Below are 23,940 nucleotides of genomic sequence, written 5' to 3' on the forward strand. Positions count from 1 at the left end.
TCACTATCATCCCACACCTAAAGGAGTGGGCTTTCCCATTCGGAAATTCTGTAATTTTTAAATCGTTTTCAAGGCAAATTATGTAAGGGATATAGGAGGAATTTGTAGATTTATGGAGAATAGTATTTTTGAGAAAGCTTAATTATTTGCTGAGTTAGAAATAGTAGGGGAGTGACAGTGTATAATGAAAAAAGAATTGGAAGCAAGCATAAAAACACATAGATTTCTTACTATTTTAATATATATACTTCTCGTCAATGTATGGACAATGATGGGTGGTGAGTTTTGGTTATTATTTTCATTTTCAATTGTAACAATACTAATTTTAGTTTCTTTTTATATAAGGGATTCCAAAAATACTAAAAACATGTTAGATCTAGTTATTAAGTCGGAACGCAAAAAAACAGAAGATAATATAAAACAGCTCATTTATTATGATGATTTAACTGGACTACCAAATCGAAGACTCTTTCAAAAACATCTAGATGAAGTCATTCAGCATATAAAAACAAAAAAAACAAACTTGGCTGTTGTGACCATAGATATTGATAGATTTAAACTAGTAAATGATTCTTTAGGTCACGATTTCGGTAACATTTTATTAATGCAAATGGCAGAGAGACTAAACCGATGTATTACGGAAAATGATTTTGTCGCACGAATTGAAGGTGATAAATTTTCGATTTATTTGATTGGTTTAAATAGATCAGAAGAACTTGAATCAAAAGCATTTCATATAATTCAAGTCATGGAAGAAGTATATACGATCCAAAATCATAAAATTCACATCTCAGCATGTGCTGGCATTTCAATATATAACCACAATGCTAATGCTGATTTACTCATAAAGCAAGCAGATATTGCATTATATAATGTGAAGGAAAAAGGAAAAAGCAATGTTCAAATATATACTTCTTCGATGAATAATACATCTTTGGAAAGATTTAATTTGGAAAATGATATAAGACGTGCGATTGAAAATGAAGAATTTATTTTGTATTATCAACCACAAATAAATACTGATACAAATGAAATTGTCGGAGTTGAAGCCCTTATTCGCTGGGATGATCCAATAAAAGGGCTTATATCCCCTAATCAGTTTATTCCAATTGCAGAAGAAAGTGGAATGATCATAGATATTGAAAATTGGGTGATTAAAACAGCGTGTGAACAAAATAAAGCATGGCAAAATGAAGGGCTCCCCAAAATCCCTATCTCTGTAAATCTCTCAACGAGACATTTCCTTCAGCCAAATATTGTAGAAATGATTACACAAGTATTAGAAGAAACGGAACTAGCCCCTCAATTTTTAAATATTGAAATTACTGAGAGTATGACAGTAGATATTGATAGAGCTATTATTACTTTGCAAAAATTAAAGAAATTAGGGGTACAGATCAGTATAGATGATTTTGGTACAGGGTATAGTTCTCTTAATTACCTTAAGAACTTTCCAATACATAAATTGAAAATAGATCGGTCATTTGTTAGAGATATTAAAAAAGACTCCAACGATGCCGCTATTGTTTCCACTATAATTTCTATGGCCCATCATTTAAACCTTGAAGTGATTGCAGAGGGAGTTGAATCTGCTGAACAATTATCATATTTAAATAATAAACGTTGTAAAATTGTACAGGGTTATTTTTTCAGTCCACCAATTACAGCAAAACAATTACATGAAAAGTTGTTGAAAAATAACTTCGGATAAAGATCCCTGAACGTTTGGGGTTTTTTTATGCTTTTTTGGAATGATCAAATGTATTGTTATAGGGATATAATAGGTGTTTATCCTCGCACTGTCTTATGAAACTAATCATATATTAGCATCAAGAAAGTGTAAGGAGTTGCTGCCCAATGTTTCGAGTTGAACCCATTATAATTGATGATCTGGTTGCAACAGGCATAGAAGTCAAGCTACCTAAAACTACATTGTTAGTTGTTAGTACAAATAAAGGTTATATTATGTGCGGTGCATTGGATGTTGCATTATTGAATGAAAAGCTTAAGGATAGAAATATTATAGCAGGTAGAGCTACTGGGGTCCGCACTTTAGAGGAACTATTAGATGCTCCTATGGAATCGGTTACTTATGGTGCAGAGAAGCTTGGAATTTATGCAGGTACAACAGGTCATGAGGCTATTCGTAAAATGATGTAAAATGAAAAGATTATAGGTCCCCAAAGAACCTCCTAAATCACTAGTTAGTGATTTTGAAGGTTCTTTTTTTGAAATCCGTGTTATAAATCACATAATAATGTTTGTTTTGTCATTTTTCAAAACTTTTACATAAATTCCCCTTTTTTGTGTCTGATTGTGATATTTGTCACATACATGGATCACATTTTAAAGTAAATTGAAAACAGTACAAAGGATAGGGAGAGATGTGAAATGTTTTGTTATCAATGTGAACAAACGCCATCAGGTGGATGTAATGTAATTGGTGTCTGTGGTAAAAATGAAACAATTGCAAGTTTACAAGATATCATTGTTTTTGCTTTAAAAGGTATCGCAGCTTATAGAACACATGCAAATCAACTTGGATATACAGATTCTTTTGTAGATGAAACTACACATGAAGCATTATATATGACATTAACCAATTCCAATTTTAATACACAAGAACATATAGATATGGCTATGAAGGTTGGAAAAGCAGGCATTAAAGTTATGGAATTGTTAGACAAAGCGCATACAGATCGACTTGGGATACCAGAGCCTGCTATGGTTACTCAAAATAAAATTGAAGGTAAATGCATTGTAGTAACAGGACATAACTTGTTGGCATTAGAAGAATTGTTAAAACAAACAGAGGGTAGAGGTATTAATATTTATACTCATTCAGAAATGTTGCCTGCTCATGGATATCCTCATTTAAAAAAATATCCTCACTTAAAAGGAAACATTGGAAAGGCTTGGTTTGATCAAAGACGTTTGTTTGAGAAGTTTCCAGGGGCCATTTTAGCTACTACCAATTGTGTTATGCCAATTAAAGGTACTTATGCTGATCGATTCTTTTCTTATGATGTAGCAGGTTTGGAGGGTGTTCATAAAATAAAGGGAAATGATTTTGAACCACTAATAGAGAAAGCGATTGAGTTGCCTGAGGCTAACGTTCATTCAGATGAAACATTAACCACTGGTTTCCATCACGAAACGGTAATAGGATTAGCTCCAGAAGTAATTCAAGCTGTAAAGGACGGTAAAATTAAACGTTTCTTTGTAATTGCAGGTTGTGATGCACCAGGAACAGGTGGAGAATATTATCGTGAGTTAGCATTATCTTTACCAAATGACACGGTAATTCTAACAACATCTTGTGGGAAATTTAGATTTAATGATGTTGATTATGGGACAGTCCCTGGTACAGACATTCCGAGATATTTAGATTTAGGGCAATGTAATAATTCAGTTTCTACTGTGAAAATAGCCCTGGCTCTAGCAGATGCTTTTGAATGTGATGTGAATGATCTTCCTGTAAGCATCGTCTTATCATGGTTCGAGCAAAAAGCAGTGGCAATTTTATTAGGATTATTTAGCTTAGGAATTAAAGATGTTCGAATAGGTCCAAAACCACCTGAATTTATTTCAGAAGGAGTATTAAATGTGCTGCAAGATACATTTAATTTGAAACTCACAGGTACCGTTCAAGAGGACATGAAAGATATGATGGAGAACAAAACATTCCAAACTATTTCTAATCATTAATGAAAATCGTTTTAATCGGAATTATATCATTAACAGAAGACGTGAGTGATTCTGTTGAATCGCCTTATTATAAGTATTTAATTTAGTTTCGAAATTAGCTACAAGTTAAAATTAATTTTAACTTGTAGTTTTTTTTTATAAAATTTCAAATTCTAAGTTTCAACAAAAACTACCTCTAAAGAAAACTCGATGATTAGCAAGTCTAGACGAATGATAGTGTAAAGAAGTATTCATCTACCTCCTCGAGAACTCCGGTAGGAGTTTTTATGCACTTGAGATTAATGTTTTTCCAAGGTTAAAAAAAGTACAAGTACTTTCTAAACAAAAACGTATAAAAAATATAAAAAAAGACTTTATTGCAAAGAGGGGTTAAGTTATAATAAAATTAATCATTGAGAATCACTGAGAATCATTTGAGAACTATTATTATATAGTTTTCATTTTAAAAATAAAAAGATGTTGGAGGGAACATTAGCAATGAGTAATTCACCAAAGTTTGTCATCGATGGATTAAAAGCGACTATCGAAAACAAAGAGATTTTAAAAGGGATCAATCTTGAAATTAACGGTGGCGAAGTCCATGCTATTATGGGTCCAAATGGTACTGGTAAAAGCACCTTGGCCTCAGCAATCATGGGACACCCAAAATATGAAGTAACGGAAGGAACAGCAACACTAAATGGTGAAGATTTGCTTGACATGGAAGTTGACGAAAGAGCACGCGCAGGTGTGTTTTTAGCAATGCAATATCCAAGTGAAATCACAGGAGTAACGAATGCAGATTTCTTGCGTAGTGCAATGAATGCTAAACGTGAAGAAGGCGATGAAATTTCTTTGATCAAGTTCATTCGTAAAATGGAAGGTAAAATGGGCGAACTTGAAATGAATCCTGAATTCATGCACCGTTATTTGAATGAAGGTTTCTCTGGTGGAGAAAAAAAGAGAAACGAAATTTTACAAATGGCAATGTTAGATCCTAGTGTTGTTATTTTAGATGAAATTGATTCTGGTCTTGATATTGATGCTTTGAAAATTGTTGCAGATGGTGTAAACAACATGCGCAGTGAGGAAAGAGGATTTTTGATTATTACTCACTATCAGCGTTTACTTGACTACATTACACCAGATTTTGTACATGTAATGATGCAAGGTCGAATCGTTAAATCAGGTGGTCCTGAATTAGCAAAGCGTTTAGAAAGCGAAGGTTACGATTGGATCAAAGAAGAATTAGGCATTGAAGACGAAACTGTAGGTCAAGAAGAAGAAGAATTTAAAATGCCAATGAATACAGTGGCACCTGAGTTCAAATAAGTAGGAGGAATTTTGTATGACAACTCAAATCACTCTTCCAATTGACCAAAATGAAGTTCGAGCTTTATCACAAAGCAAAAATGAACCAGAGTGGTTATCTAGTCTTCGTTTAGAAGCTTTAACATTAGCAGGCCAATTGGACTACCCTAAATTAGAAAAAACAAATTTAAACCGTTGGAGCATTGATTCTTACGGAAAATATAAATCATCAGAGCCAATAAACTCTTTAGCTGATTTACCTGAAAAGTTCCAAACTTCTTTACAAGATCAAAAAGATAATTTATTAGTTCAGCGTAATTCAAATGTTGTATTTCAAACTTTATCTGATGAACTTGCTAAACAAGGGGTTATTTTTACAGACTTAGAAACAGCGGCTAAAGAACATTCAGAATTAGTACAGCAATATTTTATGCAAGCTGTGAAGAAGGATGAAAGCCAATTAACAGCAATTCATACTTCACTGTGGTCTGGCGGGGTATTTTTATACGTACCTAAAAATGTACAGGTTGATATTCCTTTACAAGTATTATTTTTAAATGAAGATGATTCATCTATCTTCTCACCACATGTATTAATTGTCGCTGAAAGTAATAGTTCAGTATCGTATGTGGACCATGTAACTTCTGAAGGAGTTTCTAACGAATTAGTTCATAATAGTGTTGTTGAGGTATTTGTGAAACCTGGGGCAAAAGTTCAGTTTTCAACACTTCATAATTTAAATGATAAGATCACAGACCTAAGCTACCGTAGAGCAGTTGTAGAAAATGACGGTGGTATTGAGTGGATTATTGGAGAAATGAATGATGGAAATTGTATGTCTGATACGAGTTCCATTTTAAAAGGCAATGGCTCTACATCCGATGCAAAAATTGTATGTATAGGTACTAATGACCAGAAACTAAATATCACAACAAACGCCACTCATTTTGGTAAGAGCTCAGATAGTGACATGATTACAAGAGCAGTTATGAATGATAACGCAACAGCGATTATTAATGGAGTAACCAAAATTGAACATGGAGCTAAAAATGCAAACGGAGAACAGACTGAAAAAGTTTTAATGTTAAGTCCAACCGCTCGTGGAGATGCAAACCCAATGTTATTAATTGATGAAGATGAAGTAACAGCAGGTCATGCAGCAAGCGTTGGTCAAGTAGATAAAAATCAAATTTATTATTTAATGTCACGTGGAATCTCAAAAGAAACAGCAGAAAGATTAATTATCTATGGATTTTTAGCACCAGTTGTTTCACAAATTCCAATTAAGCAAGTTGCAGATCAACTGCAAGCTCTAATCGAAGGAAAACTTGAACGATGAACGCTCTAGAGATAAAAAAACTGTTTCCGATATTAAATCAGGAAGTGAATGGCCATCCACTAGTTTACTTGGATAGTGCGGCGACTTCACAAAAACCAATTCCTGTAATAGAAGCTTTACAAAAGTATTATGAATTAGATAATTCTAATGTACATCGTGGTGTTCATACTCTAGGCACAAGAGCTACAGATGCGTATGAAGGGGCGAGGGAAAAACTTGCCCGTTTCATTCATGCTAAGTCTACTCAAGAAATTATATTTACAAGAGGAACAACAACAGCAATTAACCTTGTGGCTGGAAGTTATGCTAGACAGGTATGTAATCCTGGTGATGAAATTGTAATTACGCCAATGGAACATCATAGTAATTTAATTCCATGGCAGCAGGCAGCAAAAACAACAGGGGCTACTTTAAAATATATGCCCCTACAACCTGATGGTTCCATTCGCTTAGAAGATGCTGAGGAAGTTATTACTGAGAATACCAAAATTGTAGCTATGACTTATGTATCCAACGTTCTAGGGATTGTAAATCCGATTAAAGAAATTGCAGAAATTGCTCATCGTAAAGGTGCGGTCATTTCCATTGATGGAGCCCAAAGCACACCACATAAAAAAGTGGATGTCCAGGACTTGGATTGTGACTTTTATGCTTTATCTGCTCACAAGATGTGTGGACCAACCGGAATTGGGGCACTCTATGGGAAAAAAGAATTATTGGAAAAAATGGACCCCATTGAATTTGGTGGAGAAATGATTGACTTTGTTGATTTGTATGAATCAACTTGGAAGGAACTACCTTGGAAATTTGAAGGAGGTACTCCAATCATAGCTGGTGCAGTAGGTTTAGGTGCTGCGATTGATTTCTTACAAGACATTGGTTTAGATGAAATTGAAGCACATGAAAAGAAAATTGCAGCATATGCTTTGGAAAAAATGAAGGAAATCGAAGATATTCAAATCTATGGACCGCTGAAAAATCGAGCAGGTTTAATTACTTTTAACTTGGGAGATGTTCATCCACATGATGTTGCAACTGTGTTGGATTCTGAAGGAGTTGCCGTAAGAGCTGGACATCATTGCTGTCAGCCTCTCATGAGATGGTTAGATGTTTCTGCAACAGCAAGGGCAAGTTTCTATTTATATAATACAGAAGAAGATGCGGATCGATTGATAGATGCTTTAGTAAAAACAAAGGAGTATTTTGGTCATGAAATTGGATGATTTATATAGAAGAGTAATCATGGACCATTATAAGACGCCGAGAAATCGTGGGGAATTAGAAGAAGGTGCAGTAACCGTTCATTTAAACAATCCAACTTGTGGAGATCGTATATCTTTACAAATGGAAATTGCAGATGGAATTGTAAATAATGCCAAATTTTCTGGAGAAGGTTGCTCCATTAGCCTTGCTTCTGCATCCATGATGACAGCCGCGATTAAAGGGAAAAAGTTAGACGAAGCTTTAAAAATGGCAGATGATTTTTCTGATTTAATGAAAGGTGAAACACCTGAATTTGAATATGAAGACATTGAAGCTTTATCCGGGGTGAGTAAATTTCCTGCACGTATTAAGTGTGCTACACTTGCTTGGAATGCGATGAGAAAAGGCATTGAAGAAGGAAATTAATAAGATTATACCCAAAAAAGTGAAACAGAGATTAGAAGTTAAAAGTTAGATTTAGAATAGAAGTTTAAATATTTTAAGGAGGTAAAATGTAATGGCTAAAAAAATGCCGGAAATGGAAGAATATCAATATGGATTTAAAGATGAACATAAAGCGATATTCCAAACAGGTAAAGGATTAACAGCAGAAATTGTTACAGAAATTTCTCGCCAAAAAAATGAACCTCAGTGGATGTTGGATTTCCGCTTAAAGTCATTAGCTCAGTTTCAAAAAATGCCTATGCCTGACTGGGGCGGAGATATGGATGAATTGAATTTTGATGACATCCAATATTATGTAAAACCATCTGAGAAACAAGGGAAAACTTGGGAAGAAGTACCATCTGAAATTAAAGAAACATTTGATAAATTAGGTATTCCAGAAGCAGAGCAAAAATTCTTAGCAGGGGTTTCAGCACAGTATGAATCTGAAGTGGTTTATCACAGCATGCAAAAAGAATTGGAAGACCAGGGTGTTATTTTTATGGATACCGATACAGCTTTACGTGAACATCCAGAAATTTTAAAAGAACACTTTGCGACTGTTATACCTCCTGCAGATAACAAATTTGCAGCTTTGAACAGTGCGGTTTGGTCTGGAGGAAGTTTTATTTATGTTCCAAAAGGAGTGAAATGTGAAGTACCTTTACAAGCATATTTCCGTATTAACTCTGAAAACATGGGACAATTTGAGCGTACTTTAATTATTGCCGATGAGGGTAGTTTCGTTCATTACGTTGAGGGTTGTACAGCTCCTGTGTACAGCACAAACTCACTTCATAGTGCAGTAGTTGAAATCATTTGTAAAAAAGATTCTCGTGTTCGTTATACTACGATTCAAAACTGGGCGCCAAACATTTTTAACCTAGTTACAAAACGTGCGGTTGCCGAAGAAAATGCAACGATGGAATGGGTAGATGGAAACATCGGTTCTAAATTAACAATGAAATACCCAGCGGTTGTATTAAAAGGTGAAGGTGCAAAAGGGAATGTATTATCCATTGCAGTAGCAGGTAAAGGTCAGCATCAGGATGCAGGTGCAAAAATGACTCATCTTGCTCCAAACACAACTTCAACGATTGTATCTAAGTCCATCAGTAAACATGGTGGTAAAGTAACTTATCGTGGTTTGACTTCATTTGGAAGAAATTCAGAAGGCTCCAAGGCAAATATACAATGTGATACCCTCATATTGGATAATGAGTCTACATCAGATACAATTCCTTATAATGAAGTCAAGAATGATAACATTACTTTAGAACATGAAGCAACAGTATCTAAGGTTTCTGAGGATCAATTGTTCTACTTAATGAGTAGAGGGTTAACTGAATCTGAGGCAACACAAATGATCGTAATGGGATTCATCGAGCCATTTACAAAGGAACTTCCAATGGAATATGCAGTTGAAATGAATAGACTGATAAAATTCGAAATGGAAGGTAGTATCGGTTAAGCTTTATATATCAAGATCTTCATGGTGCGGAAGTGGGGTTTGCCCATGATTTGCCCATGATTTAATTCTCAACATATTTTTCATAAAGAGTTAAAGCATCATCTTCAATTTTTTTAGTAACATGTAAATACGTGTCTGCTGTGACTTTCACACTTGCGTGTCCTAGTCTCTCAGACACGTATTTTATATTTGCTCCAGCCTCTAACAAATGCACAGCATGTGTATGACGTAATGCATGAGGGGAAAGGATAGGAAGTTCAGCTCTTTTACATACTTTTTTAAAATATTCTCTGACAACATTAGTGCGGAGCCATCTACCATCATGTTGGTGGAAGATGATGTTATCTGTTGTTTTTTTATAATTTTCATACTTTAAGTACACTTCTTTTTGATTGATTTTATGTCGTTTTATTAACTTTATCATATAACCATCAAGTTTAATTTCTCGATTACTCGATTTTGATTTAGGTGTAGATATATATGGTTTTGAATTAATTGGATATACCAATGTTTTATTGATGGTCAAAGTACCAAATTCATAATTTAAATCATCCCAAGTTAATGCTAGTGCTTCACCAATTCTCATACCTGTTCTTGCAAGAAGATTAAACAAAACATAATACTGAATGGATAATTTGTATTTAGCATTTTTTACGGGTTTAGTATTACTTAAAAAATCATCTAATTGCTGCTTGGTAAAAAAACTTACTTTGTTTGATTTCTCAATATCTTTAGGGATCTTTATTTTAACTAACGGGTTTTCTCTTATGATCTTAAATTCATGAACAGCATCGTGTAAGGCAGTACTCATAATACTGTGGATTCTCCTTACAGTTCCTTCACTATAATGTCCTCTTAGCTCATTAATCCATTTTTGATATTCAGAACGAGTTATATCTTTCAGTCGATATTTACCCCATCGAGGGATAATATTCAGTCTTACATTACGTTCTTGAACTGAGTAAGTTATAGGTTTAACGTATGGTTTTTTATAAATTTCTAACCACTCTTTAAAATATTTTTCAACAGGTTCGTTTCCATTTTCACTAAATCCGTAATAATGAATCTTTGTTTCTGCCTCATTAGCTGCTATTTGTGCTTCTTTTTTAGTTCTAAAACCTCCTTTCATCTTCTCTCTTTGTTTCCTGCTTTCTCGATCAGTATAAACGATACGATATTCCCATTTAGAACCCCTTTTTCTAAATGAAGCCATCTAAAATCCTCCTTCTAATATTTAGTCTTCTTTCAAATCGTCTTCAAGCATTGCTTCCATCACTTTTAAAACTTTTTCTTTTTCTTTTTTACTCAGAGGAACACCATTAAATAAAATTTCTGAATCATCTTCTAAAATAACTTTAAAGTCTGTTTTGGAATGGTTTAGATTAGATCCGCTAATTAAATCATTTTTATTTACCTGTATATGATGTTCAACAGGTTCGTTACCTACAATTTCGTTTATGTCAACTTTAAAGAAATCACATAATTTTTCGAGCATATCAAAACGAGGTTTAGCTATGTTGTTTTCCCAAGAATTATACCTACCTCTCTGTATGCCAAGTTTTTCAGCCACCTCATACTGGCTTAAACCTCTTTTATTACGAAGATTTTTTAATCGTTGTCCAAGTTTCATAATATTTATACCCCCTAGAAAAAATAATTTTCCACTTTTGGGTTGATGGATAGTTTAATTATCCGTTATAATCAAATTACCAAAAGGTGGTGATGCATAAAATGTCAAAAAAAAGGTGCTTTTTATCAAAATGTCGTAAAGAAAAAGGTACTCAAAAAAAAGTTGCTTTTGACAACGGAATATCTACTGTTTATCTACGAATGATTGAAAATGGGACGTTTACCCCTGGCAGGGACTTGATGTTTAAGTTGTGTTCGTATTTTGATCAACCGGCAGAAAAACTGTTTCCAGACTATTTTGAAGAAATGGTTATTTAGTGACGCCAAAAGCGATAATTTAATTATCTATTAGTTATTATAGATAATTAAATTTAACAAGTCAACAGAAAGTTTTATTTTTTTATCCGAATTGATAATTTATTTATCCACATCTTATAAATTAAAGGAATGATTTTATATGAAAAATACACAAATGCCTTTTATAACCGTAAATGTTGACGAAGGAGAAGTTAAGGAGTTATGCAATCAAAAAATATTAGAGTTAGTAAAAGAAGCTGACGTTGAGTTTGTGTTTTGGGATAGAAAAGAATTAATGAAGAGAACTTGTATGAGTTGGGACTCTATTCAGGAAAAATTCTTTAGTGATCCAAGATTCATTAAAAGGAAAATAGGTCAAAAATGGTACTTCCCCGCAAGAGAAACAAGAGAGTTCTTAGTTAAATGGTTAGAGGAGCAAGTTTATTAATTTCTCACTCTCAAATCTATCAAATAAAGGAAGGTGAAAGAATGAATCAATTACAAGAATATGCAGTGTACAGAGGTGATGAGCTTGTATGTATCGGTACTAAAGAAGAATGTGCAAAAAAATTAAACGTGCAGCCTAAATATATCTATTGGCTTACAACGCCAACAGCAAAAAGGCAATTGGCTAAAAGGAAACATCCTGAAAAATGTACAGTCGCTTTACGGTTATGAAATTACTAAATGAAGGGAGGTGAAAGAGAATGAATCAATTAGTATACATCGAAAATGATCGAGTTGTAACAGACAGTTTAACAGTAGCAGATGTGTTTAAAAAATCACACGATAAAGTCTTACGTGACATAAGAGAGTTAGAATGTAGTGAAGAATTTCGACTCGCCAATTTTGGAGAGTCCTCATACACCAATCAACAAAACAAACAAATGCCAAAATACTTAATCACTCAAGATGGATTTTCATTCTTAGTTATGGGGTACACAGGGAAAAAGGCTGCTCAGTTTAAAGAAAAGTACATTAATGAGTTCAATCGTATGAAAAACCAAATTCAAAATCAAATAGACTCTTATATGATTGACGATCCAGTAACAAGAGCACAGAAATGGATTGAAGAGCAGAGAGAAAAACAGTTGTTACAAGACAAAATTGAATTGGACAAGCCTAAGGTTGAAGCACATGACAGATTTTTAAGTGCTGAGAATAATCAAAAAATGAATCATGTAGCAAAATCCTTAGGAGTAGGAAGAAACACTCTATTCAAATTTTTAAGAAAAGAAAAAGTACTAATGGCAGATAACACCCCATATCAACGTTATATAGATCGAGGTTATTTCATTGTAAAAGAAAGAACAGTAAAGATGGGGGAAGATGAAGTAAATACCGTTCAGACATATGTAACAGCTAAAGGAGTTGACTATATAGATAAGTTAGTGAGTGAGAAAGGAGAGATAGCATGACAATACACCTAATAGACAACCTTTACTTACGAAGTGACGAGAGAAACTTCATTATTGCTAAAAAAACAGGAGAAGATAAATTTCTAAATACTAACTACTTCTCAAAGTTAGATTCCTTGCTCAAATTTTTACTAAACATGAAGCTTCAGGAATCAGACTCCAAAACACTAAAAGAACTTTTTAACGAATACTTAAAACTTGCTGATACCATAACGTTGGCTGTAGGACAGATTAAGACGAAAGGAGAGATAGCATGAAGCCTAACTTAGACCGATTTGCAGAAATTTATGAAACGCCAGTGTTTGAAACAGTAGATCACTTAAATACATGCGGATGTGGAAATCAAGCAGAATGGTTAGTTTACAAAGATAAACAACCTCATTGTAAAGAGTGCTTTAAAGATGCAACTGAATGTGGTGATGTGGTGGAGGTGAAATATTTATGCACTTGAATGTAACAAAAATACTAGATCAGATTAAAAAGCAGTTAGTTTCTCAGATTGATGAATACATTGAAACTTATCCAGCAGAGCCAAAAATTTTACTCATGGAAATAGACGATAATAAAGAATTTTGGATGCTTGATAATGGGTGGAAAAGTATGAGGTTTGAATATGAACATGTTGAATTTAGTTTTTTGGAATTATGTAATTTTATAGAGTTACTTCATGGGGTAGAAGTAGAAAAGAAATTTATATCTGAAATTACTGAGGAAGTAAGAAAGATAACTGAAGGTAGAGTTAAAGTATTTATTTATCAATGTATGGTAGATGAAAAAGAAAAGGCGAGCTGCGCCAACAGCATCGCTTAGAACTAAAAAAAAAATTTAATTAGAGGTCATTATAACATTATTTTTAAAATTTTGAAAGGTGGATGTTATTTATGAAAGCAACTGGAATGGTAAGAAAAGTTGATGAATTAGGAAGAGTTGTAATCCCTATGGAGTTAAGAAGAACGCTTGGTATCGCAGAAAAAGATCCTATGGAGATATTTACTACTGAAGATTCGATTGTATTAAAGAAATATGCACCAGGTTGTGAGTTCTGTGGTGACTTAGATATAAAAGTAGTTCTGAATGGTAAACAGGTATGTAATGAGTGTGTTTCAACCGTAGCTGAGAAAGCAGGTGCTTAATTTGGAAACACAAATTGATTATTCAAACTATATTCCGCCTGCAAAAATGGAAGACACAAAAAGTGCTACAACTGCTGCATTAGTAAGTAGACAAGCTCAAGAGGTTCAGGCTGCCATTGTAGGGGCTAAACAATTTCCAAGAGATCAACATGCAGCTTTTGCAAGGATCATGACTGCTTGTGAACGAAAGATTTTAGCCGAAAATGCAATGTACGAATTTCCGAAAGGTGGAAATAAAGTGATTGGTCCATCGATCAGATTAGCGGAAGTACTAGCCCAAAATTGGGGCAATATCGATTTTGGAATCATTGAGCTTGAACAAAAGCAGGGCAGTTCTCAAGTGATGGCTTATGCGTGGGATTTAGAGACCAATACACGTCAAACAAAAACCTTTACAGTGAGACATGAAAAAAAAGTAAAACAACAATTGAAGAAATATACAGACCCTAGAGATATTTATGAGTTGGTAGCAGGACAAGGGGCTAGACGTGTAAGAGCGTGTATTCTTGGTGTGATACCTGGGGACATTGTCGATGCTGCTGTAGAGAAATGCAAAGAAACGATTATTAAAGGGTATGAGGAACCATTACAATATAGAGTTAGAAAAATGATTGTTACGTTTGATAAAGAACATCAAGTTTCTCAAGAAATGCTTGAAAAATATATTGGTTGTAAATCTGACGTATTTAGTGAAAATGACTTCTTGAGATTAACGAATGTATATAGAGCGTTAAGAGATAACATGGGGAAACGTGAAGATTATTTTGAAATAGCAAAGCCAACAGTAGAAATAGACTCCCCTCTTAATAAGGAAAATCCAAATGAAACTAACCAAGGATAATTATTATTCAAATGAAGCAAATCGACATTACATGTCAGTAAGCCAGTTCAAAAACTTCACACCTGCTTTTGGTGGGTGTGAAGCTAGAGCACTAGCAGAGGTTAATGGAGAGTATGAACAAGAATCCAGTACAGCTTTTGACGAAGGACATTATTTACATGCGTGGAACGAAGGTATATTAGAAGAATTCAAAACAAGCAATCCTCATTTATTCAGTAGTCAAGGTAAAACAAAAGGGCAATTAAAAGCAAATTTCAAACATTGTAACAAAATGATTGAGGTACTAGAGAATGATCCACTGGTCATGGAAGCATTAGCAGGACAAAAAGAGGTTATTATGACGTCTAAATTGTTCGGTATTGATTGGAAGATCATGATTGATAGTTACCAACCTGAAATTAGGGTTTTCACAGATTTAAAGGCAATCAAAGAAATGGATGGTAAGTGGTGGAATAAAGAAGCACAGGTATATGAAAACTTTCTGGATCATTATGGTTATATCATTCAAATGTCTGTTTATGCGGAAGTAGAAAGGTTAGCAACTGGTAGAGGGTATGAAAAATGGTGTGTTCCTCACATGGTCATTGTTACTAAACAAGATCCACCAGATCATGAAATTATCGCATTTGATTTTGATACAATCGTGCAACATTTACAAATTGTAAGTAATCATATAGAACGAGTTAAGGCTGTTAAAACAGGGAAAGAAAAACCGAATAGATGTGAGAAATGTGAGTATTGCAGACAGACAAAAAAGATACAGAGAGTTAAACATTTTTCAGAATTTTCACTTTATTAATATGGACGGTGATGTTATGGGATTACCTTATAGACCAGTACCAAAACCCAAGCATAAACGTCGTACTCCTAAGAGGGTTAATAGAGGTAAGTTTAAAAAGGATACAAGAAATAGAATCGTAGAACGTGACAATGGTTTGTGTGTCCGTTGTTATAGAAAGTTTGATGATATACATCATATTATTTTCAAGTCTCAAGGCGGCGCAGGAACGGTTGATAACGGAGTTTGTGTCTGTAGGAAATGCCATAGCTGGGCGCATACATCAAATGAAGGTAGACGATGGTTTGAAGGTTATAGAATGAGGTATTTGATTTAAGTTTTAGGAGGGTATTATGCATAACCCAATATATCTATTCAAATGGATGATAGGTTTTTATATTCAAGAATTTAAGAGAAAATCCGCATAGGGGATGAAATAAATGAAAGAGGCGTATTACTTTTCACACGATGCAAATGCACGCCATGACCCTAAGATATTGGCAATGCGAAGCGTTTATGGAATGGAAGGGTATGGACGGTATTGGGTACTTGTTGAATTTCTCAGAGAGCAAACGCAATACAAGCTTAGGAAATCTAAACACTTATGCAATGCGTTAGCAATGCAAATGCAATGCACAGTAGAAGAAGCGCAAAACTTCTTGAATGATTGCATTAATGAGTTTGATTTGCTTGTAGAAGATGATGAATTTATATGGAGTGACTCTTTGTTAAAACGAATGAACGAAAAAGATAAAAAGTCTGAAAAAGCAAAATTGGCGGCTAAAAAGCGATGGGATAAAGCCAGTAACAACAAGGGATCTATGCAAGACGAAAAAGATAGCAATGCAGATGCAATGCAAACGCATAGCGAACGCAATGCATTAAAAGAAAGGAAAGTAAAAGAAAAGAAAGTAAAGGAAAGTAAAGTAAAAGAAAAAGATATTAAAACAACTACTACTACAACAGACGAGAATTGTTTCACCTTGTTTCAACAAGAAATAGGACAACTATCTCCATTAGTCGCTGAAGAATTAAATACATGGTTAGACGACTTTGGAGAAGACCACAGAATTATAAATCTAGCAATTAAAATCGCAGTAAAGAGAAACGAAAAGAGATTGTCATATATACAAGGCATTTTGAAAAAATGGTATGACAAGAACGCAAAAACGTTTGAGGATTGTGAAGCCCTGCAAGTTGAATTTGAAAACAGACAACAGCAATACAAGAAAAAAAGATCAAACGGAACATCTGGAAAACCTAAACTCTCTGTTATTCAACCATCCAGAGGTGGAAGGACAGAATTCACAAAAGATGAATTAGCAGAAATAGAAAAGTTAACACGACAAATTGATGGTGAAGATGTAAGGGAGTTAGTAGGTGGAAAAGGTTAGTTGAGAAAGGGTGAGGATATGAAAATCATAGGTCAAGGGAAAGTAACTGGCGATGAAAGAGAACTCATAGTTAAGACTACAGATAAAGAGTTAAGGCTACTTACAGAAAACCCTACAGATTACTGGCAGACCTTGAAGGTTGGGGATGAAATTGAAGTTAGCAGAAAGTATGAACTATTCAACCAAATTCAACGTTACGGAAATGCAATATTAAATGATTTTGATGGTTTACGAAATGTGTTTATAGATATTGGTTTAGGAGATATGAAAGAAGGTGATTCAGATTGACATACGCTAACCGAGGCATGGGATTTGAACAATTGATAGATTACACGAATGCCATGTATGAACGGAATGGACAAGCTGTAATAAATAAACGTCCAACACCTGTGAAAATACTCGGAATATTGAGCGGAGGCAGGATATCAGGGTTTCTTCAAAAACCTTCAACAGTGGACTATGACGGGACATATCAAGGGAGATCAATAGTGTTTGAAGCTAAGTCAACTAAGGAACTTAATAGATTCCCTCTCAAAAACATTGAGAATCATCAATACGAATATTTAGAGAAAAGTCACAAACATGGAGCCATTAGTTTTATCCTCATTTCCTTTGAGAAACACAGAACAATATACCTCATGCCTTTTATCACCTTAAAGCACTATTGGGAGGGTAGAGTCAAAGGAGGACGAGGAACGCAAAGCATAAGCCTTGAAACATTGGATGTAAATGGGTACCTAATCGATCAAGGGAAAGTACCAGTTGATTATTTAAAGGTTGTGGATCAAGTGTGGAAGTTAGCAGCATGAATGACTACTATCCGAGAGTACGAGAGGATTTATTTGATAAGGTAGCGAGGTGAGGGAATGGGACAACTCAGTTTTGATTTACCTAAATTGGATCAACAAGCCACAAAGAAACAAGTATTAAAAGTACTTAGAATAGCAAGAGAGTATCAGCAAATTGGGTTTGTAAGAAAACAGATCAAAACAACACCTTCATACGCTCCAAGAGAACATGGAAATACTTATGCAATTAGTAAACAGGTTGAAGATGTCGGGAGCTGGAATGTAGATAGAGAGATAATGATGAAAGATGCTTATGAGGCTGTTCAACTGGCTCTTACGAGACTGTATAAAAAAGAAAGAGAGATCATAGTAAGAAGATATCTTGAAAGAGAAGATGTGTGTGATTTTGAAGTTTATACAGCTTTGCATATGAGTGAGAGAAAGTATTACAGAATGAAGCTGCAGGCGTTTAATAAGCTAGCATATATGCTAAGAATAGAAGTGATAGGGTAAAAGGTGAACTAAAATTCACAAAAATAAAAACTCATCTTGACAAAAATAAACTTTGACGTAAAATTAAAGTTAATTATATGTAAATTAGGGGTGAGTTTTATGGAAACCAATACTTTACATCAAGAGTTACCGGATGAGTACAAAGAATTAATAGTTAATAATATTCAACAAGGCATAATAGATGAGTATAAACGGATAAAAAAAGAGGGTCTGTACACTAACGTTAGCAAAGGGTCTTCAATTACAGATTACATCAACAGGAATCTAAAAAATAGCTTACCTGAAGAAGAGTTTGATGTTTATAAAATTAAAACAGGATATAATCATGAACACATTCAAATATACTACAAAATAGACAATACATTGTATTTACTCATGAATGATGCTCGTTTCGATACAGTCAAAGAAAGTGACAGAGAAGAAGAGAAAAGACATTATATGAAAGCATATGTTTTAAAAAATGAACCTATTGATAAAGAAATAAAAGAAAAAGGTGAAGGTCAGTTAGTTTTAGATTTTCAATTAAATGAAATAATTAGCGAGGATATAATGGCTCTTAGGAAAAAACTAAGAACTCTCACAACTAATATTCAGGGCGAAATAGGGAAAATTGTAATCATATCTTATATAAGAATGGGATCTAAATTAATCTCTTGTTTCCAAAACATACCTGATTCTAAGTTGGAATATGTAGATACAACTAATTGGAGTGAGTTTATAAAACCGTTTGAAGATCCTACAGATGAAAAAACAAAATCCAAGAAGAAACCAGATGAAGATAGGCAAGATGTTAATGATATTGGTTTAAGGCAACAAGATAATGAGGAGAAAGACGCTTAAAATAATCTCCTCACAGGAGGAGTTAAGATGTTAAAATTTAATCCTGATCGATTAAGATCAGCTAGGCTGTATGAAGGTTATACAATTGAAGAACTCGCAAAGAAAACAGGTGTATCCAAACAAGCAATTTCTCAGTATGAGAATGATAATAATGATCCAAGTTTAGAGACATTAATGGCTTTAATGCACACATTAGATTTTCCTAGAGAATATTTTTATGGGAAGGACGAAGAGACTAGGTATGTAAATACTTTTTTCAGGTCTCTATTTACAACCAGTAAGAAGGAACGTAAGGCACAGGAAGAAAAACTGAAACGATTAACCCAAATTTATCGAGTAATTAACAAGCATGTTAAATTTCCGAAAACAAACATTCCTGATATTTCAGACAACATGATTAATGATATTGAGTCGTTAACAATGTATCTTAGAGAGTATTGGGGCTTAGGTGATGAACCTATCTCCAATATGGTTTATGTTTTAGAGAAAAATGGTTTTATTGTCACCTCATTATCAACGAATACAAAGAAGATTGATGCTTGCAGTAACTTACAAGTTGTAAAGTCAGAAGAAAAATGTATTGTTGTGTTGGGTAACGATAAAAGGACAGCAGTTCGTAGACAGTTTGATTGTGCGCATGAGCTAGGACATTTAATTATGCACAAATGGGCTTTGGACATGGAAACAGTAACACGTGAAGAATACAAGGTAATAGAGAAACAAGCAGATCAATTTGCTTCCAGTTTCTTATTACCAAAAGAAGCATTCTTGAATGATTTAATAAAGCCTAAAGATATTAATTATTACATTGAACTTAAAAAGAAATGGAAAATATCAATTCAAGCTATGATTATTCGAGCTTATCATTTAGACGCAATTAATTATAATCAATACCAGTACTTAATGAGAAAAATAGGGTATGAAAAGTGGAGAACACAGGAACCGCTAGATGATGAAATACCTATTCCTGAGCCTACCGCACTAAATAAGGCAGTGAATTTAATCATTGATCATAACGTCCTAACACCACGGCAATTTTTAAAAGAAATAAACATGAACCAAGAAAAGGCTGAATTATTGCTTGGGTTGGAAAAAGGGACGCTATCCGAAATAAAAGAAGAAAGTGATTTAGTATTAGAGTTAAAAACAGATACTCATGCAGTTAAAGCTTAAAAAAGTGGCAGTTTATTGGCAGGATTCTGACAGAAAAATATGTAAAATCCATAGTATTATTATATTATGAGATATAAAGAAAGGGCGCACATAAGCGCTCTTTTTCCATTCCAGCCCATAGATAAGAGTCCAAGCAACTTCATTAGATTGTTCATAAGATATAAGATAGTTTAATGAGTTGGGAGGTAAGATTATGGGATTAAATAAAGGACCTTTTGTAGTAGCTCAAAGTTTTTCGGTAGAGAACCCATATGGTGGTGAAGGATCAATCGAACTTCCCTTTCCTGATCCTGATGAAGTTCCTGTGGTTGTAGCTACAGTTGATGTTTGTGTCCAACAACCACAGAAAACTCAAGTATCAATTGATTCAATGACCCAAATTGCTGTTATAGGTAATCCAGGACTTGATTCTATATCTTTTGAAGTGAAATATGAGATCTTGCGAAATGGCACTACCATTGCAACAATAAATGATGAAATGGATTATGCAAAACCTAATTCTATTGAATTTAGACATACAAACTTTCCAAACTTTCCTTTAGTAGATGAAGATCCGGATCCTGGAATCAATAAGTATGATCTTAGATGTACATTTTTATCATTCTTCGGTGTGAATTCTATCTTTGCTGGCTCTAGAAGTCTTAAAGCCACAGTAATAACAATATAGAACTAAAGTTTAAAAATAAAATTTTATGATTAAACGGTTAACAGAAAGGGCGTAGAAATGCGTTCTTTTTTTGTTGGGAAAATATCATCCATTGTGCTAGGGGAGGGAAGCAGGGTGATAAACAACAGGATCAATTATATCCTTACAAGTGCTACATGTTAGAAACAAATTATAATAGGATAGCAAAACGATTTATAGATAATAAGAGAAAATTTAATTGTTCTTCTTAATATTTTATATGTTAGCTTTTTATAAAAGTAAATTGTTTAATTCTAGATCATCGTAGCATTAGAAAGAATATTTTTCCATTAGAAATAAAAAAATTTTTTTTATATGATTTAAAGGTAAATGAAAGTTTTATTAATTGAAGGGGGATGTTGGTTTGAAGAGGAGTAGATCTCTTAAATTTAGAAGTTGAAGAGAATTATAGAATATTTAAAAAAACTTAATATTTCTAAGGAGGAAGTACATTGATTACCAAAAGAATAGGAGTATTGCTATGTGTATTGCTATTAATTTTTCCTACTCTATTAATAGCAAATGAATATAAGCAAGATATAGGAGAAAGCCAACATTTAATTGAAAAAATAATATTTAATGATGTAAAAGAGGTATCTGCTTTAAATCAAATGCCTAGTTCAGTTTTACCTTTATCACAAAAAGATGCTAAAAGCACTCATATTAATTCAGGACTAACTCATACGGTGGGATTAAAAAAAGATGGAACTGTAGTAGGGGTAGGGGATAATAGACATGGTCAATTGGAGATCTACGACTGGACAGATATTGTACAAGTGAGTGCTGGAAGATATGGGTATAATACAGTTGGCTTAAAAAGTGATGGAACAGTGGTAGGGGTAGGTAGCAATAGCTATGGTCAATTGGATGCAACAGAGTGGACAGGTATTATACAAGTATCTGCAGGCGGCTATCATTCGGTAGGTTTGAAAAGCGATGGAACAGTGGTAGGGGTAGGTAGAGATCATTATAATCAAATAAAAGTAACAGGTTGGACGGATATTGTACAAGTATCTGCAGGATATTATCATACAGTAGGTTTGAAAAGTGATGGAACTGTTGAAGCAATTGGAGATAATAGAAAAGGTGAATTGGATGTTTATGATTGGACAGATATTGTACAAGTGTCTGCAGGAAAAGAATTTACAGTAGGTTTAAAAAGTGATGGAACAGTAGTAGCGGTAGGTTCGTCTAGTTATGGTGTATTGAATGTAACAGACTGGACAGATATTGTACAAATTTCTGCTGGAACATCTCATACCGTGGGCTTAAAAAGTGATGGAACTGTGGTAGTAACTTCCAGTGAGTTTGGTGTTAGCGGTTGGACAGACATAGTAGAGGTCTCTGCTGCAAAATCTCATACAATAGGATTAAAGAGTGATGGGACAGCAGTAGCAGTAGGTACATCATCATTATTAGAAGTTAGCAGTTGGACCGATATTGGTAAAATAGAAGCAGGAGGTAAACATATATTAGGGATTAAAAATGATGACAGTTATATAACCGTAGGGTCAAACACCAATGGTCAAATTGAAATAGATAGTTGGACAGACATAACAGAATTTGCAGGGGGATCTTTACATACAGTAGGGTTGAAAAATAACGGAACTGTAGTAAGTGTTGGAAGAGATTATGGGCAATTATCAACAGAAAGTTGGTCGGATATAATACAAGTAGATGCAGGCAGATACCATACTGTTGGTTTGAGGAGTAATGGAACTGTACTTGCAAAAGGAAAAGATTACGGTCAACTATCTTTAGGAAGCTGGAGTAATATTGTAGAAGTTGATGCGGGTGATACTTTTTCATTAGGATTAAAAAGTGATGGTAGAGTTGTGGCAAAAGGAGATAATAATTTTGGTCAATTAGGTGTCACAAGCTGGACAAATATTAAACAAATAGCTGCAGGTAATTACTTTTCTGTAGGATTAAAAAAAGATGGTACAGTCGTGGCAGTGGGGGACTATAATGATGGTCAATTAGAAGTATCAAGCTGGACAAATATTAAAAAAGTAGATGCAGGATATCAGCATACTGTAGGCTTGAAAAATGATGGTACAGTCGTGGCAGTAGGAGATAATAGTTGGGGACAACTGAAAGTAACGGATTGGACAGATATTGTAGATATCTCTGTATCTAATAGTTATACATTAGGATTAAAGAATGATGGGACAGTATTGATGGCTGGTGGAGACTCCTATAATCAAGCAGCAGAGATAGTAAATTGGACAGAATTAAAAGCACCTTCATCTCGTCCAAATCTCCCATCTGACCTTGATCAACCGACTAATTTAATTGTGACAACTACTGATTCAGAAATAATAATTGATTGGGATGAAGTAATTGGATCAAATAGCTATACAATTAGACGTTCTACTATTTCTGGGGGACCTTATACGGTTTTATCATCTAATCTAGTAAATAGGAGCTTTATTGATTCATCTGCAATTCATGGTGTAACTTACTACTATGTGGTTACTGCTGTAAATAATAACGGAGAAAGTAATTACTCCGAAGAAGTAAGTGTGACACCAGAATTTCCATTAGATATTCCATCTGTGCCCACTGGTGTTACATCAATTGTAGGAGATGATCAAGTTAAGATACAGTGGGATAATGCAATAGGAGCTAGTAGTTATAATGTAAAACGATCATTAACCCCTGAAGGGACATACTCTACAATTGCAAGTAATTTAACTACGACAAGTTATATAGATAATGATGTTATCAATGGTACATCATACTATTATGTTGTCTCTGCAGAAAATATTTACGGACAAAGTGAAAATTCAGAAGAAGTAGTGGCTATACCTGAAGATAACGGAACAGTATTTGGGACTTTTATATATGAATATGATGATGAGGGGAAACTTACATTTGTTATCCTTCCTAATGGGGACAAAATTGTTTATGAATACGACCAGAATGGGAATCTAAAAAGGAGCTATATTCAAGAATAAAACATTAAATTTGATTTAAACTTCAGGAGGTAACAG

The 23,940-nt window shown here is 34.1% G+C and carries 29 protein-coding genes; 27 read left to right on the forward strand and 2 right to left on the reverse strand.

What is annotated here, in order from left to right; genetic code table 11:
- Positions 1-184 precede the first annotated feature (184 nt).
- The 8 genes from VQL36_RS04605 to sufB all read left to right on the forward strand — a co-directional run bounded on the left by VQL36_RS04605 (position 185) and on the right by sufB (position 9,455).
- The gene (locus VQL36_RS04605; protein ID WP_349248185.1) at positions 185-1,711 is read left to right on the forward strand and encodes a bifunctional diguanylate cyclase/phosphodiesterase; all 1,527 of its coding nucleotides are present in this window, start codon (positions 185-187) and stop codon (positions 1,709-1,711) included.
- A 146-nt stretch (positions 1,712-1,857) separates the two neighbouring features.
- Complete coding sequence (locus VQL36_RS04610; RefSeq protein ID WP_349248186.1) at positions 1,858-2,160, forward strand: YunC family protein; 303 nt, start codon at positions 1,858-1,860, stop codon at positions 2,158-2,160.
- Between the two features lie 231 nt (positions 2,161-2,391).
- Positions 2,392-3,708 (forward strand): hydroxylamine reductase, encoded by a 1,317-nt coding sequence (gene hcp, locus VQL36_RS04615; RefSeq protein WP_349248187.1) that lies wholly within the window; start codon positions 2,392-2,394, stop codon positions 3,706-3,708.
- 477 nt (positions 3,709-4,185) lie between these two features.
- Positions 4,186-5,019, forward strand: a complete 834-nt coding sequence (gene sufC / locus VQL36_RS04620; RefSeq protein ID WP_349248188.1) for a Fe-S cluster assembly ATPase SufC — start codon at positions 4,186-4,188, stop codon at positions 5,017-5,019.
- A 16-nt stretch (positions 5,020-5,035) separates the two neighbouring features.
- Complete coding sequence (sufD, locus tag VQL36_RS04625; RefSeq protein WP_349248189.1) at positions 5,036-6,337, forward strand: Fe-S cluster assembly protein SufD; 1,302 nt, start codon at positions 5,036-5,038, stop codon at positions 6,335-6,337.
- On the forward strand, positions 6,334-7,560 hold the full coding sequence (locus tag VQL36_RS04630; RefSeq protein WP_349248190.1) for a cysteine desulfurase: 1,227 nt from the start codon (positions 6,334-6,336) through the stop codon (positions 7,558-7,560). The genes sufD and VQL36_RS04630 overlap by 4 nt, the downstream gene beginning before the upstream one ends.
- Entirely contained in the window at positions 7,547-7,966 is a 420-nt protein-coding gene (gene sufU / locus VQL36_RS04635; RefSeq protein ID WP_349248191.1) for a Fe-S cluster assembly sulfur transfer protein SufU, read from the forward strand. The genes VQL36_RS04630 and sufU overlap by 14 nt, the downstream gene beginning before the upstream one ends.
- Before the next feature lie 91 nt (positions 7,967-8,057).
- A complete protein-coding gene (sufB, locus tag VQL36_RS04640) occupies positions 8,058-9,455 on the forward strand; it encodes a Fe-S cluster assembly protein SufB (RefSeq protein ID WP_349248192.1) in 1,398 nt (465 codons plus the stop codon).
- Positions 9,456-9,516: 61 nt separating this feature from the next.
- On the opposite strand, the gene VQL36_RS04645 is transcribed toward sufB, so the two are convergent.
- Positions 9,517-10,668 (reverse strand): tyrosine-type recombinase/integrase, encoded by a 1,152-nt coding sequence (locus VQL36_RS04645; RefSeq protein ID WP_349248193.1) that lies wholly within the window; start codon positions 10,666-10,668, stop codon positions 9,517-9,519.
- 21 nt (positions 10,669-10,689) lie between these two features.
- A complete protein-coding gene (locus tag VQL36_RS04650) occupies positions 10,690-11,085 on the reverse strand; it encodes a helix-turn-helix transcriptional regulator (RefSeq protein ID WP_349248194.1) in 396 nt (131 codons plus the stop codon).
- A gap of 101 nt (positions 11,086-11,186) precedes the next feature.
- Here VQL36_RS04650 and VQL36_RS04655 point away from each other — a divergent pair, with 101 nt between their 5' ends.
- The 19 genes from VQL36_RS04655 (at position 11,187) to VQL36_RS04745 (ending at position 23,904) form a co-directional block, all read left to right on the forward strand.
- Complete coding sequence (locus VQL36_RS04655; protein ID WP_349248195.1) at positions 11,187-11,402, forward strand: helix-turn-helix transcriptional regulator; 216 nt, start codon at positions 11,187-11,189, stop codon at positions 11,400-11,402.
- Positions 11,403-11,541: 139 nt separating this feature from the next.
- Complete coding sequence (locus VQL36_RS04660) at positions 11,542-11,829, forward strand: group-specific protein (protein WP_349248196.1); 288 nt, start codon at positions 11,542-11,544, stop codon at positions 11,827-11,829.
- 41 nt (positions 11,830-11,870) lie between these two features.
- Entirely contained in the window at positions 11,871-12,059 is a 189-nt protein-coding gene (locus tag VQL36_RS04665) for a hypothetical protein (protein WP_349248197.1), read from the forward strand.
- 29 nt (positions 12,060-12,088) lie between these two features.
- A complete protein-coding gene (locus VQL36_RS04670; RefSeq protein WP_349248198.1) occupies positions 12,089-12,799 on the forward strand; it encodes a phage regulatory protein/antirepressor Ant in 711 nt (236 codons plus the stop codon).
- Positions 12,796-13,056 (forward strand): hypothetical protein, encoded by a 261-nt coding sequence (locus VQL36_RS04675; RefSeq protein ID WP_349248199.1) that lies wholly within the window; start codon positions 12,796-12,798, stop codon positions 13,054-13,056. Before VQL36_RS04670 ends, VQL36_RS04675 begins: the two co-directional genes overlap by 4 nt.
- A complete protein-coding gene (locus tag VQL36_RS04680) occupies positions 13,053-13,250 on the forward strand; it encodes a hypothetical protein (protein ID WP_349248200.1) in 198 nt (65 codons plus the stop codon). Before VQL36_RS04675 ends, VQL36_RS04680 begins: the two co-directional genes overlap by 4 nt.
- The gene (locus VQL36_RS04685) at positions 13,241-13,609 is read left to right on the forward strand and encodes a hypothetical protein (RefSeq protein ID WP_349248201.1); all 369 of its coding nucleotides are present in this window, start codon (positions 13,241-13,243) and stop codon (positions 13,607-13,609) included. Before VQL36_RS04680 ends, VQL36_RS04685 begins: the two co-directional genes overlap by 10 nt.
- Before the next feature lie 71 nt (positions 13,610-13,680).
- A complete protein-coding gene (locus VQL36_RS04690; RefSeq protein WP_349248202.1) occupies positions 13,681-13,932 on the forward strand; it encodes an AbrB/MazE/SpoVT family DNA-binding domain-containing protein in 252 nt (83 codons plus the stop codon).
- Positions 13,933-13,978: 46 nt separating this feature from the next.
- Entirely contained in the window at positions 13,979-14,773 is a 795-nt protein-coding gene (locus VQL36_RS04695; RefSeq protein ID WP_349251121.1) for a hypothetical protein, read from the forward strand.
- On the forward strand, positions 14,754-15,572 hold the full coding sequence (locus VQL36_RS04700; RefSeq protein ID WP_349248203.1) for a PD-(D/E)XK nuclease-like domain-containing protein: 819 nt from the start codon (positions 14,754-14,756) through the stop codon (positions 15,570-15,572). Before VQL36_RS04695 ends, VQL36_RS04700 begins: the two co-directional genes overlap by 20 nt.
- A 16-nt stretch (positions 15,573-15,588) precedes the next feature.
- Complete coding sequence (locus VQL36_RS04705; RefSeq protein WP_349248204.1) at positions 15,589-15,888, forward strand: HNH endonuclease; 300 nt, start codon at positions 15,589-15,591, stop codon at positions 15,886-15,888.
- A gap of 103 nt (positions 15,889-15,991) precedes the next feature.
- On the forward strand, positions 15,992-16,945 hold the full coding sequence (locus VQL36_RS04710; RefSeq protein WP_349248205.1) for a DnaD domain protein: 954 nt from the start codon (positions 15,992-15,994) through the stop codon (positions 16,943-16,945).
- Complete coding sequence (locus tag VQL36_RS04715) at positions 16,946-17,233, forward strand: hypothetical protein (RefSeq protein WP_349248206.1); 288 nt, start codon at positions 16,946-16,948, stop codon at positions 17,231-17,233.
- Positions 17,230-17,754, forward strand: a complete 525-nt coding sequence (locus VQL36_RS04720) for a Holliday junction resolvase RecU (RefSeq protein ID WP_349248207.1) — start codon at positions 17,230-17,232, stop codon at positions 17,752-17,754. Before VQL36_RS04715 ends, VQL36_RS04720 begins: the two co-directional genes overlap by 4 nt.
- A 57-nt stretch (positions 17,755-17,811) precedes the next feature.
- Positions 17,812-18,246, forward strand: a complete 435-nt coding sequence (locus VQL36_RS04725; RefSeq protein WP_349248208.1) for an ArpU family phage packaging/lysis transcriptional regulator — start codon at positions 17,812-17,814, stop codon at positions 18,244-18,246.
- Between the two features lie 99 nt (positions 18,247-18,345).
- Positions 18,346-19,086, forward strand: coding sequence for a DUF5986 family protein (locus tag VQL36_RS04730; RefSeq protein WP_349248209.1), 741 nt, complete (start codon positions 18,346-18,348; stop codon positions 19,084-19,086).
- A gap of 27 nt (positions 19,087-19,113) precedes the next feature.
- Positions 19,114-20,259 (forward strand): XRE family transcriptional regulator, encoded by a 1,146-nt coding sequence (locus VQL36_RS04735; RefSeq protein ID WP_349248210.1) that lies wholly within the window; start codon positions 19,114-19,116, stop codon positions 20,257-20,259.
- A 193-nt stretch (positions 20,260-20,452) separates the two neighbouring features.
- Positions 20,453-20,926, forward strand: a complete 474-nt coding sequence (locus VQL36_RS04740) for a hypothetical protein (protein ID WP_349248211.1) — start codon at positions 20,453-20,455, stop codon at positions 20,924-20,926.
- Positions 20,927-21,396: 470 nt separating this feature from the next.
- Positions 21,397-23,904 (forward strand): hypothetical protein, encoded by a 2,508-nt coding sequence (locus VQL36_RS04745; RefSeq protein WP_349248212.1) that lies wholly within the window; start codon positions 21,397-21,399, stop codon positions 23,902-23,904.
- Positions 23,905-23,940 lie beyond the last annotated feature (36 nt).

This window comes from Chengkuizengella sp. SCS-71B (genome assembly GCF_040100845.1).
Classification (GTDB): Bacteria; Bacillota; Bacilli; order Paenibacillales; family KCTC-33759; genus Chengkuizengella.